We start from the raw sequence: 15,491 nt of genomic DNA, 5'->3' as shown, positions 1-15,491 counted from the left end.
AGAGCGTCATCGATCCCGACCGATCGTGACTAAAGCTTCTCTACCCAAGATGTCGTGATACTCGTCTTGAAGCGCGACACACCAAGTGTCGTGGTTAAGGGAAAAAGCGGGAGATAGGCTATAAGCTCGTTCGCTCATTCCTTTGACCTCAGTTTCAGAGAATCTCGCATAATCGGTCAGGACATGAGCGAAGGCGTCCGCATCCCGCGTATCGCAGGAGATAGCGAAACCGGCAGCGGTCATCTCGCCGGCTAGGAACGCGCTCTTTGGGAGAATGACGGGTAATCCGCTCTTGGCCGCCTCTATTGCAACCATGCCGAACGGCTCCGGATAACGCGAACCCATGACGAGAGCTCGGGCGCTGCTGATCGTCCCTGCAATTTCAGCATGCGACAGCCACCCCGTGGCCTTCACATCACCGGTGCTGGCGCGTACGCGCTCGATGAGTGGCCCGTCGCCGATGACTTTAAGCCGGACACCGGACTTCTCTACGGCAGTCAGGACATCTTCGATGCCTTTTTCCTCGTCTAGGCGTCCGATGAAGACGAATTCATCGTTTGCTTCAGCGCAGATTCGCTCTGTCGTGAAGGCACCCGCCGGGTTGCGGATCGTCGTCAGCCGGTTCTCATCATAGCCGCTTCGCACGAAGAACTCGACCATTTGAGGGTGGAGCAGGACGATTTTCGCGAAGTCCGGCTCGCCGGAGAGCCCCGCGGCCACGCTCGAGCCGCGAGCGACCCGCCAGAGTTTCTGGGCGTAACTCCGTTTGTCGCATCGGGCTAAGACGCAACTGGAGCTCAAGGGACGCCGCTCGCAGATCACGTTTCGACGATAATCGTAGAAGGAGCCGTTCGGGCAGGCAGCAAAGAAGTCGTGAGCGTGGATCACGCAACGACGGGCCACGGGCTTCAACGCCGCGAAGATCGATGGCGAGAGAATCTTGGACCAGCCGTGTACGTGATAGACGGTCCGCTCATCGTCGAAGCGCGCAATCCACTGCTCGATCAGATGTCGTGCCGCGAGATTGTGAAGGCCTACTGTAAACGCCCGCATACGCGAGGTGTGAAGCAGATCCTTCTGCCCCAGGGCGACTACCTCGATCCCGAGTGTGCGCAACTCCTCGTTGTCGCCCTCGTCGCCGCACAGATAGACCACAGGAATGTTCGCCGCGCGCATTCCCTTGGCGCAAGCAAGTGCCAACGCTGTTGCACCGCCTCGCGCTAGAGAATAATCATCGATGACGACCAGCCGACCGACGCCATGGGTGAGGGGCCGCCGGAAGGAGACGTCCTGCACCGGTCGCTGGAGCGCGACGAGAGTCCCCTCAGGCTTCGACTGGGATTGTTGACAAAGACTTGGCACTAGCGATCCCCAATCCCGAAACTCTGATATGCGCGGGGCGGAATAGGGTCAGTGATCCCCGCGCCACCCCCCCCGTTTGTGAACGCCCGCATGCTCGCAGATCCAGAAGGTGAGTCCGACTTCGCCAGACCTGGTCCAGATGTTAACTGCCTGTGCCACGTTTGGGGCCGAGAGGAGTCGCGCGTGCCGCTGTTCAATCGGATTCCGCATGAAGTCTGAGGGCGTTTCGATCGAGAATGCGGATGACCCCGTGCTGGATATCGACCACAGCGTGTTCGCGCAGACGCCGCAAAGCCTTGTTCACCTTCTCGCGAGACGCCGGAAGGGTGGCGGCGAGATCATGCTGGAGAATCGCCAACTCGTCGCTGTCAACGCCGGTCTCAGATCCATAGACGCGAGATAGGCGCAAGAGTACCTTGGCTACCCGCACCGGAAGGCTGTGATAAGCCTTGTCGACTACGCGTTCTTCGAGTTCAACGACGCGTTCGAGCGCGCGCCGAAGGATCCGCTCTTTAAACTCCTCATCGCGCCGACAGAGTTCGCGAAGATGACGTCCGTCATAATAATCGAGCGTGCAGTCGGTCGCCGACCGAAATTCGAGGGACGACGAACATCGGCGAAGGACCTCGAATTCGCCGATGAACCTCCCTTTGCTCAGAACGTCTAGGATGAATTCACGTCCGTCGTAGTGCGATGCAACGCCGTTAACGATTCCAGATCTAACGAACGCAAATGTGTCGCTTGAAGCGTCAACGCCCATCACAACGTCTCCGCGTCGAAAGCTCCGGTGCGCGGCGGCTGGAAACGGCAGATCGGCGGAAACACCTGCATCGAAATTGCAGGGCACGACGGATGACGGTGCAGATTTCCGATCACTATGGGTCATCATGCGCGATACTATGCCACACTGGTTGCTCCGCATCGTAATATGCGCGGATGGATCGCAAGGACTGCCGCAGCGGCATCAAGCAAATCCGAAAATTATCTTAATCATGAGGGATTACGTGAGGTCAACACTAGAATTGATAAAGACCGATCGACTCCTACTGCGAGCCTCCGAAGCGCCCTTAAATTCAACGAGGGAATAGCGGTCGTCGAAGACCGGGGCAGGTGAACTTCTGTACCTCTGCCCGGGTGAGTTCCAACTTTCACGCGGTTGCTCTTCCATATCTGATCGCAGCATGCGTCGCATGGCGACTACCTCTTTGAGAGGCCATTTCGAAAGGGTTGAGCGGCCGCCTCGATGCCGGGTGGAAACTGAGGTGGCTTGGCCAATCTGCACAGCGGGCTGAGTAGATTGTCTGCCTGAAGGCGGCCAGGATGGCCGTGATCAGGAGAGACGATGACAAAGAGACCCAGGCGGAACCACAGCTCTGCCTTCAAGGCGAAGGTGGCGCTCGCTGCGGTGCGCGGTGAGAAGACGCTGGCCGAGTTGGCACAGCAGTTCGATGTGCATCCCAATCAGATTACGCAGTGGCGTTCCCGGCTCCTGGAAGGTGCCGCCGGTGTCTTTGGGCCGGAAGCGACTGCTATTGCCGCGGCGCCGACGGTCGACGTGAAGACGCTGCATGCCAAGATTGGGGAGCTGACGCTGGCGAACGATTTTTTGGAAGGCGCGCTCGACAAGGTCGGACTGTTGCCGAGCGCAAGACGATGATCGACCGGTCGCACGATCTGCCGATCGCCCGGCAGGCACGTGAACTCGGGATCAGCCGGGGGAGCGTCTACTACCTGCCGCGCCCGGTTCCCTCCGCCGACCTCGCGTTGATGCGGCGGATCGACGAGCTGCATCTGGAATATCCCTTTGCCGGTAGCCGGATGCTGCGCGACATCCTCGGCGGGGAAGGCATAGTCGTCGGCCGCCTTCATGTCGCGACGCTGATGAAGCGACTGGCGATCGAGGCGATTTACCGCAGGCCGAACACCTCGAAACCTGCGCCGGGCCACAAGATCTATCCCTATCTCTTGCGCAGGCTGCCGGTGACGAGGCCCTGCGAACGTGTTTAACCGAAAGTTAACTTTGTGACCGGGGTCACAGACAGGATGGGAACCCTTCGTCATCCTGAATTTAGAGAAGCAGAATCTGGAGTAAAACCTTGGAAAATTACTCGAGAAGGCTTAGCGTTCCGGGGCTCCGTTTAGTAGATAATGCCACCAACACAGGTGAGTCGCAGGTGGCGCTCGGCGGGACTCTTAAGCGAATATTCGACGTCGTAGTATCGCTATGTGCCATAGTCGCATTGTTTCCCTTGATGATCATTCTTGCGTTGATCATCAAGATTTCCGACAAGGGTTCAGTGTTCTACTGTCACCCGCGGATTGGTTTCCGAGGTGCACAGTTTGGTTGCTTGAAATTTCGCACGATGCGAGAAGACTCAGATCTCTGCCTCGCAGAATTGTTGAGAGAGAATCCAGATGCTCGGCGGGAGTGGGACGCGTCATGTAAGCTAAAATGCGACCCGCGGATCACATTCGTAGGAAGCGTCCTGCGTCGCACAAGCCTCGACGAGCTTCCGCAGTTGATAAACGTTCTGCGAGGCGAAATGAGCCTCGTCGGCCCGCGGCCGGTGATTGCCGATGAACTGGCGCTCTATGGCGCACACAAGTCCATGTATTTGGCCGTTCGGCCGGGTTTGACCGGGCAATGGCAAGCGAGTGGCCGGAGCGATGTGGGCTATGAACAGCGCGTGGCGCTCGACGTTGGCTACGTCACGAACTGGTCTCTTGCCGCTGACCTAAAGATCATTCTCAAGACCGTTCCGGTCCTGTTTTCTAGGCGCGGAGCTTACTGAACCGCCAGGCAAGCCGGCTTCTAGTCGAAGCGATTAACTGCCTTAATTCGGCTCATAGCAAGCGGGCCAGGCCTCCATCTGAATGTTCGCAAATGTCTACCCACACTACGCAGTACCCAACTGTGTTCGCATTGCCGGGCGGCCAACCTCCTGCGGACGCCTACCGGCTGTCCTGGCGCAACATTGCATTTTTCCTGCGCCAGCGGTGGATGTGGATTTTGGCGGGGCCTGTTCTGGTCGGTGCGCTTGCCGCGGCGTATCTTTGGGTTACGAAGCCCACATATGTGGCGGCCACTCAGCTGCTCGTGGAGTTCACCACCGCCGGAGACCCGGCGCAGAATGCTTCGGCGGAGAATGCCTTTGTGGAAGGGCAGATCGAGGTCGCCCGTTCAACCGACGTCCTTGCCGCCACCGCTTCAGCGTTGGATCTAATAGATGATCCTGATTTCACCGCGACCGAGAAGGACCTGCGTCGACAGATTAAAAGCTGGCTCCTGAGCCTTATCGTTGAAGTAGATCGGTACAGCGATGGCGTCGAGATGGCGGGAACTATACTCGACGTCCCTTCAGTCGATTCTGCGGATGCCATCGATCCCCTTTATCGTGCTGTAGCGCGACTTCGGGAGCTCGTCAGCCTCAGACGCGTCGGGGGCTCAATGATCATAGAGATCACCGCTTCCGGGCACGATCCCGAGCTTGCCGCAAAGATTGCGAATTCTCTCGCAGCACATTACATAGAGAAGAATCTCGCCATGAAAGCCGACGGTGCGCGGCATTATAGCGAATGGCTGGGTCGTTTCGTCGCCGAGCAGCAAAGCGCGCTCGCCAAGGCGGCGGCCGCGCTTGCCGCATTCAAGGGCGGCGGTACAGGGCCACGCAACCAGTTTCAGCTCGCTGAACTGGAGAGCGCGGCCAATGCCCAGCGCGCGCTGTACGAGAACACCTTGACCGAGTATACCAAAGTCAAACAGCGCATCTCCTATCCGATGTCAGATGCGACGGTGATCTCCAACGCAACGCCGCCTTTGACAAAAGCGCGGCCCCGATCGGGACTGGTCCTCGCCTTCGCCTTATTGCTCGGGGCGGGGCTCGGGCTAATGTCGGGCTTGGCACGCCATGCGGGTGACAAACGTCTCCACCGAGCCGATCATCTCGCCGAACTTGCGCAACTTCCTTTCGTCGTCAACGCGCGCAAGACGCGGGGCTGGAAGGTGCGGCGTCTACGCTCGCGTTTCGCCAAATCGAAGCCCGGCGCGCCGGGCTTTGCCTATCTGAGGCCTACGATCCCAGGCATTGAGGAACTAGGCGCCTTTGTGTCCGCGCTACGCCGGAAGAAGGTTTCGCTGATCGGCCTTGTTCCGCTGGACCCCGGCTCGGGTGCATCGTCGATTGCGCTCGAACTGGCATTATTCACCGCCGCGTCGGGCTGCAGGACCCTGCTCGTGGATGCGGCACCGAACGGCGAGTTGAGCCTATCGCTCTTGCGGGACAGCGGGCCCGGTCTTGGAGAGCTCTTGGAAGACAGTTCCCGCCTCAGTGAGGCGTTCGTGCCGATCACCGATGAGCTCGTTTTTCTGCCGCTCGGCTCATCCCCGGGCGCAAGTCCGGCAGCTCGGCTCGGATCTCAGCGCACTGCGCTTAAGCTCGAAGACCTCAAAAGCCGCTTCGACATGGTAATCGTCGATCTGGCGGCGTTTTCCACAACACCTGATGTGCGCGCGATAGCTCCGGAACTAGACGGCATTCTTCTTGTCGCGAGCCATGGCCGCAGCGGGCTGGAGGCTGCCGCTTCGGCAGTTGATGTATTCCGCACGCTTGGGGGCACGGTGCTCGGTGCCATCGTCAACAAAGTCCCGCGGGGGCATGCATGATACGAGCGACAATCGGAATCGCCTCAGCTGGGCGCCCGCAAACGCTGGGCGACACCATTGTCTACCTCGCTTCAATTCTCGATCCGGGCGATCGGATCGTGGTTTGCGTGCCGGCGTGGGAGGACGCCGGCGACATGTCTGGTTGTCCCGACGTCCACGTCGTCGTCGGGCCGCGGGGCCTGACGCGTCAGCGCAACCAGATTATCGCAGACGCGTTGGACGCGCAGTCCGATTTCTTAGTGTTCCTTGATGATGACTTCACCCCCGCGCCGGACTATGTGCGGCGCATGAAGGCGGCCTTCGCCGCCGACGAGACGGCCGTAATCGCCACCGGGCACGTGGTCGCGGACGGCATTCTCGGTGAGCCGATAGCGTTTTCGGACTCGCTCGCGATTATTTATCAAGCTGACCGCAATAGTTGTTTGATCCAACCAGTCTACAATGCCTATGGCTGCAACATGGCGATCCGGTTGCAGCCCGTCAAAGAACACTCTCTTGCTTTCGACGAAGAGCTCCCACTCTATGGCTGGCTCGAGGACGTCGATTTCAGCCGGGCGTTGGCCGCACATGGTCGCTGCCTGAAGGTGGCAGGGGCGGTAGGCGTGCATCTCGGCGTGCGCTCCGGGCGCCAACCCGGCCTGCGACTTGGCTACTCGCAGATCGCAAATCCGAGCCGTCTCATCGCCAAGGGCACGATGTCGACTCCGCGTGCACTCGCACAGATGGGACGCAATGTTCTCGCCAACATCTTCGGAAGCCTTCGGGGCGATGCGCAGATCGACCGTCGCGGCCGTCTGAAAGGCAATCTCTCGGCTCTCGCGGACGTCGTCCGATTCCGAGTTTCGCCGGGTCGGATCCTTGACATGGAGGGGAGCTCGCGCCGCTCGGCTACCGCGCTATCTCCCGTTAAAAGGGGTTGAGCTTATGGAGAAGCATTCGCTACGCTGGAAGGCCTTCCGCAGTCGCGCGGCCGCAACGCTCGTTGTCTTTATCGGTATTCTCGCTTTTTCAAGCCTCGCGGGGGCGGCGCCCTACACGCTCGTCCCAGAGGACAAGATTGCGTTGCGCATTGTCGAATGGCAACCCGGCGAAGGTCGCTACATCGGTTGGGAGGCCGTTGAAGGCACGTACGGCGTTAATGATGCCGGCGCGCTCGCCATTCCCATCGCCGGGCAGGTGAAGGCGGCCGGTCTTACTACGGACGAGGTCGCGAAAGCTATAGCGTCGGCGTTGGCGGAAGGCACGGGATTGGCATTCGAACCCTTTGTGTCCGCAGAGATCGTGCAACACGCGCCCATTTTCGTGACTGGTAAGATTACGACCCCCGGCCGCTACAGTTTCGAACCGGGGATGACGGTGTTAAAGGCCGTGAGTCTGGCCGGCGGGCTCGAACGGGCGACCGATTTCGACACCGCCTCCTTCGAACGCAATCGAATTCAGGCGGCGGGCGATTATCGCACCGCATTGACGACCCAGCGTGATCTCCTGATGCGACGCGCGCGCTTGCAGGCAGAAATCGCAGGGCGGGAAACGTTTGCGATCCCGGGAGCAATAGCCGACGCGCCCGGTATCGAGACGGGGCATGCGCAGGAACTCGACCTCATGCTCATGCGAAGAGTCGAGCTCGAAAGTCGTCGTGCCAGCACCGACGATCTGATCAGTCTCTACGAGCAGCAGATCGAGACGCTTGAAGCAAAGATGGTCTCGCAGGATCGACAGGTTGCCATGGCGCGCCAGGAACTCGAAGCCGTAAGTAGCTTGCGTGACCGGGGTTTGACGAACAACGCACGCCAGTTTGGTCTCGATCGTGCCCTCGCCGATGCCCAGAGCCAGCTTCTCGATCTAGAGATCGCGTTGACCAAGGCGCGCCAAGCCCTAGAGGAAAGCAAGAGGGATCGGGCCGACATCGTCAACACGCGCAACGCGGAAAACCAGCAGGAGCTGAACACGCTTGAGCTAGTTCTTCGCAAAACTGAAGTTGACATGCAGGTTGCCCAACTCCTCGGCGAGCAAGCCGGTTACAGCGCTGGCGCGTTTGAAGCAATGGAAGCCAACTCTATCAAAGGTGGCGCGCGACCGCGTTTCGAGATCGTCCGGGGCAAGAAGGACGGGACGCCCCAAACGATTGCCGCCGAGGAAACGACAGTTCTGCTTCCGCATGATCTAGTCAAGGTGACGCTCGATCTCGCGCAGTCGCTTAGCCCGAGCGTTGCCGGAGATGATGCGAGCGCAGCCACCGGCAACGAATCTGATACCGCCTCCGGACGCGTTGGAGCTGCCGTGGGTTTGTAGGGCGGTGATATCGCGACTATCGAACATCAAAAGACGGGGCGTGCGCGTAGTGAACATTGAGCCGCTTGGATATCTGGTCATCTTGTGCGGTTTGCTCGCGATCTTCCTGGGCGCGCGGTTCGCCATGGCCGTTTTGTGCCTCGCCATTCTCTTGGGCAGTGCAGCCGTGCTGCAGATGCCAGTCCTCGGAGGCGCAAGCATCCAGCCCAGCCATTTTCTCCTGCCGTTTCTCCTCTGCGGCCTTATTCTACGTCCCGGTCAGGCCACGGCCGCGTGTTCTGCTATGGGCTCTCGCGGCGCGGGCTTCTGGTTCGCCGCCTATGTTCTCTTCTCCGTCATGACGGCGATCTTCCTCCCGCGCATCTTCGCCGGCGCAACGCTGGTCTACTCCTCCGCCCGCGACCATTCCGGCATGATGAAGACGATCGCTGCACCGCTCGCGCCGGGATCGTCGAACGTGACGCAGTCGGTGTATCTCCTCGGCGATCTCGTGTGCTTCCTGCTAGTGGCCGGCCTCGCACGGTTCGGCTACGCTGGCGCTATCGTGCGCGCGCTAATCGTGATGAGCGCCACATGCCTCCTCTTCGCCGTGCTCGACCTAGGCACTTATTTCACTGGCCATGCGGATCTGTTGGACCCGATTCGGAACGCGAACTACACTCTGCACACTGGCGCAACATTCCACGGCTTCAAGCGCATCGTCGGCTCCTACCCCGAGGCCAGTGCTTTCGGCTCTGTTGCACTCGCCTTGTGCACGTTTCTTGTGATCCTGTGGCTCGATCAGTATCCGGCCCGAGCAATAGGACTCATCACCCTACTACTTGCGGCGGCAGTGCTCTTCAGCACCTCGACAACAGCTTATTTGGCCAGCCTCGTTGTCATCGCCATGGTCGTGTGCTTCTGCCTAGTGAGTTTGGCGACCGGGCGGGCGCATCGCCGCCACAATCTCTTCCTCGCGAGCCTCCTGATCGTCGGTCCGCTGGCCTTCATGGGGCTAATGCTATCGCCCCAAGCCTATGCGGCGATGAGCGACCTGTTCAACGGGGCGATAGCGCAGAAGATGCAGTCGCAGTCGGGAGAGGAACGAACGGCCTGGAACACTCTTGCGCTCGTCAGCTTCATCGAAACCTCGCTTCTCGGCGCGGGTTTGGGGACGGTCCGTGCGTCGAGTTTTCTAGTCGCGCTCCTGTCAAATGTTGGACTTTTCGGAACCTTGCTCTTTTGCTTTTTCCTCGTCCGTCTGGTCGCCGGAGTTTTGCGCCAGAGGCTGGCCTCTGCCAATCAGCGGACCCTCGGGCTCGCTGCATTGATCTCCTCGTTCGCGCAGATCACTTCTGCTACTGTATCCGGCAGCAGCACCGATCTCGGCCTTTTGTTCAGCGTTACAAGCGGACTGGCAGCGGGATACGCTCTCGGGCCAATGTACGAAGGGCCAAGAGCGCGCAGAGCCCTCGACGTCGGACAGTTGCAGGTGCGGCAAGGTGCTGACCGCCTCTCGACCGCTCTTCAGAGCGAAGGCGCGCGTGCCTGATGGTCACATCGCTTGTCCCGCGGGCTAGTCTCCAGATCAAAGGCCTTAATCCGCTCGCCCGGTCCACCCACTCAGCGCCCGTTTCGCTGCTGGGCCTGTTGAGCCGAAGACTCGCCGATCGGCTTTGTCTCGGTGCGCCGCTGGTGGCGTCGCGCGAACTCGGCCAAGAAGGCGCCGACGAAATATCCAATTTGCATGATCGCAAGGAACCCCATCAGGGTGAAGATAACGCCAGATACGCTGCCATCCGAAAGGATCACCCCGGCCGTCATCGCGATTACTACTGTGAAACACAAGAACGCCCATGCCCGGATATAGACCCCGGCTGCGATCGAGGCGAGGACGGACAGTATGGCCGCATTGAGCATCGTTCACCTCCCTACCTTGCGCGCATAAAATCATGCCTCGATGTTGCGAAGCTTACCACGCGATCGCGCGATCCACATCGCCGCATCTCGCAAAGTGACGCACCCCATCGGCTCGGAAGCAGCGCTCCGGCTCTCCTGCGGGGCGGCGCCGTATCGAATTCTGCGCGACTGCCGGGCGGGAACGCCAGCGCGCCGGCCGAGCTGGAGAGATGAGGGAGTTAATCATGGACCACCAGTGCATCGTCTACGTAACCGACCTCGAATACGCGTTTCCGACCATCTTGTCCGCACTACAGGCTCGCGCCTTTGCGGCCCCGGACACGGACGTTCTCATCCTTACCTTTGAGACGCTTGCGAACGATGACGCGGTTGTTGAGGTCCTGGCCGAGGCCGGCGTCATCCTTATTGATGCGTCGAAGCCCCTGCAGGAAGCGCTCGGACGTCTGGACCGACGATATTTCGCTGGGCGCATCAGCGTTAGCACCATGGCCAAACTCGTCCTGCCGGATGTGCTTCCGGACCGCTATACGCAAGTCATTTATCTCGACGGCGACACGCAAATCGTGGGAAGCCTCGCCCAACTCGAGTGTTCCTATGTGCCAGAGGGCCGTTTCTTCGCCGCTCGCGACTACACTGCGATTCACGACGTCCTCGTGAACGGGACGGACAGCCACTATTTCAACGCGGGCGTCCTGAAGTTTCACCGCTCCAGTTGGATAGGGAAGGAGGCCCTCGCGCTGTTTGAGCGCGACCCAGAAGCCTGCGCGGGTAAGCACGACCAAGGCGCGCTCAACGAGGTTGCCGGGCCCGCTCTAATGTTGATCTCGAACCGCTGGAATTTCCCCAAGCAGTTCCTTCACCTCGTCCCGATGTCCAATCTTTCGATTGTTCACTACATGGCACATCCGAAGCCCTGGCATGGCACATTCTTCCCTTGGACTGCGAAGGAGAGCGGCGTTTACAAGGAGCTGCGCCTGAAGCATCCCGCGATCGCGGCCCTCTATCGAGGGATTGGTTTGAACCGCCGGCTCCTTTACACTTATCGCTCTGCGCGCCAGCGAATTGCGCACTTGGCTGATCGGTCCCCCGCCAATCCGAGAATCGAGGATCTGTTCGTTGGCGAGTACGCTGCCTGAAGAGCCTGTCCAATCGTCAGCCCTAGTAGCACGACGTTCCTGCAGCTGCGAGTGACATCTTTCGCACGACCGGCTAGCGATGCTGAGTACGCTAGGGCGGATAAGAGACACGAGATCGAACGACTCCAATTCGCTTCCATTTCTCTCCCGCTAGACGAACAATACCCGTAGACGCCAAATTTCGCTTTGTACAAACGACGTAAACGGCTTCCGCGAGGGCGAATCTCGAACATGATAGTGTCTTCGCAAGCTAAAAACTGTCGTCTCCCAGATATAACATGTCTGAGCCACGGGCGAGCGACTACGAAAGGACTCTCGAGATGAGAACGTGGCAGGATTCGTCGACAGCAAAAGCAGCAATTCCATTTTTTCGCACTATGTATCTGCATTTGCACGGAGCCTTGCCGATCAAGCGTACAAATGACAAACGGTTAATGCTCGCGGAAGTTCTGACGATTGATGCCTTTGATACGTTGATAACACGCCCGCTCTCTCGGCCGATAGATATTTTTCTTATTCACGGATTGTCACTTCGGGAGCGTTCTATCATCTTTATGACACCTTCGCGCTGGCGGAGCGTGAGGCACGAAGCAGAGCAAACCCTGGCAAAAGCGACCTATCCAAAGCAAGTGACTCTTGAGGAGATTTACGAAAAGCTCGTCAGTGATGCATTTATTTCTCGTGAAAACATTATCGAAGCTTTGGAATTAGAAATTTTTTTAGAAAAGAGCTTGTGTCGGCCGATCGAAGCGAATATCAATATTGTTAAAGACTTTGTCTCGCGCGGAGGACGCGCGTATGTAATTTCCGACACTTGTCTACCTCACTCAGTTTTGTATCAGTTGCTATCAAGGTGCGGAGTTCGTCTGCCGTCGGATGCTGTTTTCGCCTCATCAGTGTCACGTCATACGAAGCACAGCGGCGAACTCTTCGCCGACCTTGCACGAACCGCTCAGCCGCTGAAAAAAATCTTGCACGTCGGCGATAATTTCGGCTCCGATGTTCAGCGCGCGCGCGCTTGGGGGGTGCCAGCGGCTCCCTACCTCGAGGGACGACCGAGCCGATACGAAGCGTCTGCCTGTGAACTTACCGAAGATTCAGAGCTTCTTGCTTCTATCTTCGCTGGGAGCGCGCGTGCTGTGCGTCTTAGAAGGTCGTTTCTCTCCAGCCATGAGCAAACAGTGTGGGATGTTTCGGCTAACGTGGTTGGTCCGCTCTTAGTAAGCTTCGTTATCTGGTCTCTTCGCGAAGCGGTGCGACTTCGATTGCGTACGCTCTATTTCCTTGCGCGCGACGGAGAGATACTGACAAAGATCGCAAAAGTCCTCGCTCCCAAGTTCGCGCCGAATGTGGAGTGTCGTTACTTGTACGTATCTCGCCAGAGTCTTCACTTGGCTTCCTTGGTCGAGGTGGGGATGGCGGATCGTGAATGGATCTTGGAGGGGGCTGAAGGGAGGACCCTTCGCGAGCATCTGGATAGGCTTGATATACAGCCTTTCGAGCTACTGTTCCATGTGCCACCAGAGTCTCAACTGCGTCGATTGCCGCCAGACGGCAGGCTGACGGCAGCATGTGTCTCCGAGATATCTCGAGCTCTCGATGTGTCAGAGTTTCGCGCTCTCGTCGTTCAGCGAAGCGCATACCGTCGCGCCGCTTGCCTGGACTACATGGCGCAGGAGGGACTTCTGGATCCGGGCGCCATTGGCGTCGTCGACGTCGGATGGCGTGGTCGTCTGCAACGCTCTCTCTGCCGTATCTTGACTACGCAAGAAGCTAGGTTCCAAGAGAGGCTTCACGGTTTCTACATCGATCTCACAAGCTTTCCGGATAACTCCGGAACCTTCACGATGTTCAGCGAGCTGTGCGGCTTAGAGGCTGGAAATTGGGCTAAACGGGGCCCGCTCTTCGAAGTGTTTTGTGCAGCCACTCATGGGACGACTAAAAATTATTTTCGTGCAGAAGACGGCCTTTCTGGTCCGCTGCTCGAATCGGAAAAGAACCCTCTCGCAGAGGATTGGGGGCTGATTGTCCAGCAGGAAGCTGTCATCGCATTCGCGCAGGAAATGGGTGATATGCTTCTGCTGGCGAGGCTCGATCCGTTCAATCATGTCGAGGCGCTGGCGCAGAGCGCTCGGAAAGTCACAGAGATGTTTTTCGAGTACCCACTGCGTGAGGAGGCGAATGCTTATGGGCAGTTTTTACATTCAGAGGACGAACAGCATCGGCAGCTAGAACCGTTGGCTGGACTCATGGACTTCCATCCGAGAAACCTTCTGAAGTTCGCGAAAAGCGGCCGGTCCTCCCGCCGTATCTCCTACTGGCCGGAGGGATCTGTCGCAAGATCAGTGAAGCCAGTGTTCAGATGGACCTGCCTTACGGCATTGAAGTATGCCCCTGGACGCCATAATTAGGGTGGCACTCGATCTGATTTAGTCCCCGGGCTTTCGGTTCGCGCGTCTGCTTTCTCATAGTGCCTTCTGGAACTGACCTGCCACTGAGTTTTTCCTCCACGGCAGATTAGAGTCTGACCTGTGGACTTGCCCGGCTTTTGTGGAGAGCGTTTAGCTTACTTCCCGGGCGTTTCGCTCGAAGGCTATGGGGCTCTGGAAGCCGAGCGATGAATGCCGCCTGACGGGGTTATAGAACCCGTCGATGTATCTGGCGACGGCGTTCTCGGCTTGCTTGCGGGATTGCCATGCGACCTGCCAGATCAACGCCATGACACAAGGTCAATCGTAGCACGGGCCAGATCCTTCAGGCTGCCCGCATAGTCTCACAATCGTAGCAGTTCCCGCGCCCGCTCATCGAGATCAGGATGCCGCGCCTTCGTAGCAGCCCTGATAGTCGACAGAGCAGTATTGCGATCCACGGTCGGAATGGTGCACCAGCTCCGGCGCCGGGTTGCGAGCCACGAGAGCACGGCGCAGCGCTTCGACCGCGAGGTCGCGCTTCAGTCGGTCACTCGTGGCCCAGCCGACGACGCGCCGGGAGAAGAGGTCGAGCACGATGGCAAGGTAGAGCCAGCCCTCCGCGGTCCAGATGTAGGAAATGTCCGCCCCCCACTTCCTGTCCGGGCCGTGCGCCGTGAAGTCCTGCGCCACGAGGTTCGGGGCGACGGGCCAGGCGTGCTCGCTGTCCGTCGTGCGCTTGAAGCGCCGCTTCTGCCGCGCGATCAACTGGTTCTCGCGCATCAGCCGCGCCGTGCGGTGTCGCCCGATCTCATGGCCCTCATCAACGAGATCGCGGTGCATGCGCGGGCTGCCGTAGGTGCCGTTCGACAACGCGAAGGCCGTGCGGATATGTGCCAGATAGACCATGTCCTGCTGCTGGCGGCGACAGGCCGGACGGTCCTGCCAGGCGAAGAAGCCGCTCTGGCTGACCCCGAGAACGCGGCACATCCGGCTGATCGGGAAGCTGGCCTTCTCCGCCTCGATGAAGCCGAAGGTCATCGACTTCCCTCTTTCGCGAAGAAGGCCGCGGCTTTTTTTAAGATGTCGCGCTCCTGCTTCAGGACCGCATTCTCCCGCCGCAGCCGCTTCAGCTCGGCATGCAGATCGACCGGCGCCTCGCTTGGCTCACTGGCATCGCGCTCATGGCTTAGCCAACGCGTCAGCGTCGATAAGCCAATGCCCAGATCCTCCGCGATCTCCCGCCGCGTCCGGCCGCTGGTCAGTGCCAGCCGCACCGCTTCACGGCGGAACTCCGGCGTCGACCTGTTCCCGTTTCCCATAGAACACCCCCTGGTTCCTCAGTTGGTGCTCTCCACTTTTCCCGGGCAGGTCCACCGTGGTCGACGATTACACGCGGGAATGCCTGGCGCTTGTCGCCGACACCTCGCTGTCAGGCTTGCGCGTCGTGCGCGAGTTGGACGCCATCATCTGCTGGCGTGGGCAGCCCGCTACGATCGTCTCCGACAATGGCACCGAACTGACCTCGATGGCGGTCCTGCGATGGTCCCAGCAGACCGGCGTCGAATGGCATTACATCGCGCCGGGAAAGCCCATGCAGAATGCCTTCGTGGAGAGCTTCAACGGGCGCTTCAGGGACGAGTGCCTCAATGACACGCTGTTCTCGACACTGTCCGAGGCCCGCAGCGCCATCACCTCATGGAAGGAGGATTACAACCATCACAGACCACA

At 59.2% G+C, this 15,491-nt stretch carries 10 protein-coding genes and 3 pseudogenes; 9 read left to right on the top strand and 4 right to left on the bottom strand.

All coding sequences use genetic code 11. From position 1 onward, the window contains the following. Positions 1 to 6 precede the first annotated feature (6 nt). Positions 7 to 1,296, bottom strand: a complete 1,290-nt coding sequence (locus tag H536_RS0114820; protein ID WP_024351221.1) for a glycosyltransferase family 4 protein — start codon at positions 1,294 to 1,296, stop codon at positions 7 to 9. Between the two features lie 259 nt (positions 1,297 to 1,555). Then, complete coding sequence (locus H536_RS23790) at positions 1,556 to 2,251, bottom strand: Crp/Fnr family transcriptional regulator (protein ID WP_162142668.1); 696 nt, start codon at positions 2,249 to 2,251, stop codon at positions 1,556 to 1,558. A gap of 453 nt (positions 2,252 to 2,704) precedes the next feature. Here H536_RS23790 and H536_RS24450 point away from each other — a divergent pair. From H536_RS24450 to H536_RS0114775, 6 genes and pseudogenes are all read left to right on the top strand, one after another. Beyond that, positions 2,705 to 3,354, top strand: a pseudogene (locus H536_RS24450) (IS3 family transposase); the annotation flags it as partial. Positions 3,355 to 3,536: 182 nt separating this feature from the next. Continuing rightward, positions 3,537 to 4,154 carry a sugar transferase gene (locus tag H536_RS0114795; RefSeq protein ID WP_280512689.1) on the top strand — a complete coding sequence of 206 codons (618 nt, stop codon included), beginning with the start codon at positions 3,537 to 3,539 and terminating at the stop codon, positions 4,152 to 4,154. Between the two features lie 92 nt (positions 4,155 to 4,246). Then, positions 4,247 to 6,025 (top strand): Wzz/FepE/Etk N-terminal domain-containing protein, encoded by a 1,779-nt coding sequence (locus tag H536_RS0114790; protein ID WP_024351216.1) that lies wholly within the window; start codon positions 4,247 to 4,249, stop codon positions 6,023 to 6,025. Next, positions 6,022 to 6,945, top strand: coding sequence for a glycosyltransferase family 2 protein (locus H536_RS0114785; RefSeq protein ID WP_051141605.1), 924 nt, complete (start codon positions 6,022 to 6,024; stop codon positions 6,943 to 6,945). Before H536_RS0114790 ends, H536_RS0114785 begins: the two co-directional genes overlap by 4 nt. 4 nt (positions 6,946 to 6,949) lie before the next feature. Further along, on the top strand, positions 6,950 to 8,317 hold the full coding sequence (locus tag H536_RS0114780; protein WP_024351214.1) for a polysaccharide biosynthesis/export family protein: 1,368 nt from the start codon (positions 6,950 to 6,952) through the stop codon (positions 8,315 to 8,317). Positions 8,318 to 8,357: 40 nt separating this feature from the next. After that, positions 8,358 to 9,848 carry a hypothetical protein gene (locus H536_RS0114775; protein WP_244495488.1) on the top strand — a complete coding sequence of 497 codons (1,491 nt, stop codon included), beginning with the start codon at positions 8,358 to 8,360 and terminating at the stop codon, positions 9,846 to 9,848. A 71-nt stretch (positions 9,849 to 9,919) separates the two neighbouring features. Here H536_RS0114775 and H536_RS0114770 read toward each other — a convergent pair whose 3' ends face one another. Continuing rightward, entirely contained in the window at positions 9,920 to 10,216 is a 297-nt protein-coding gene (locus H536_RS0114770; protein WP_024351213.1) for a hypothetical protein, read from the bottom strand. Between the two features lie 224 nt (positions 10,217 to 10,440). Here H536_RS0114770 and H536_RS0114765 point away from each other — a divergent pair, with 224 nt between their 5' ends. Further along, positions 10,441 to 11,352 carry a glycosyltransferase family 8 protein gene (locus tag H536_RS0114765; protein WP_024351212.1) on the top strand — a complete coding sequence of 304 codons (912 nt, stop codon included), beginning with the start codon at positions 10,441 to 10,443 and terminating at the stop codon, positions 11,350 to 11,352. Between the two features lie 320 nt (positions 11,353 to 11,672). Continuing rightward, on the top strand, positions 11,673 to 13,763 hold the full coding sequence (locus H536_RS24445) for a hypothetical protein (protein WP_155898505.1): 2,091 nt from the start codon (positions 11,673 to 11,675) through the stop codon (positions 13,761 to 13,763). 150 nt (positions 13,764 to 13,913) lie between these two features. On the opposite strand, the pseudogene H536_RS22675 reads toward H536_RS24445, so the two are convergent. Beyond that, positions 13,914 to 15,082, bottom strand: a pseudogene (locus tag H536_RS22675) (IS3 family transposase). Positions 15,083 to 15,129: 47 nt separating this feature from the next. On the opposite strand from H536_RS22675, the pseudogene H536_RS0114745 reads away from it, so the two are divergent. Further along, positions 15,130 to 15,491, top strand: a pseudogene (locus H536_RS0114745) (integrase core domain-containing protein); the annotation flags it as partial.

The sequence above is a fragment of the Aurantimonas coralicida DSM 14790 genome, assembly GCF_000421645.1.
GTDB classification, from domain to species: Bacteria; Pseudomonadota; Alphaproteobacteria; order Rhizobiales; family Rhizobiaceae; genus Aurantimonas; species Aurantimonas coralicida.
Note: the sequence above shows the minus strand (reverse complement) of the source record. Positions and strands in the feature narration are given on the sequence as shown.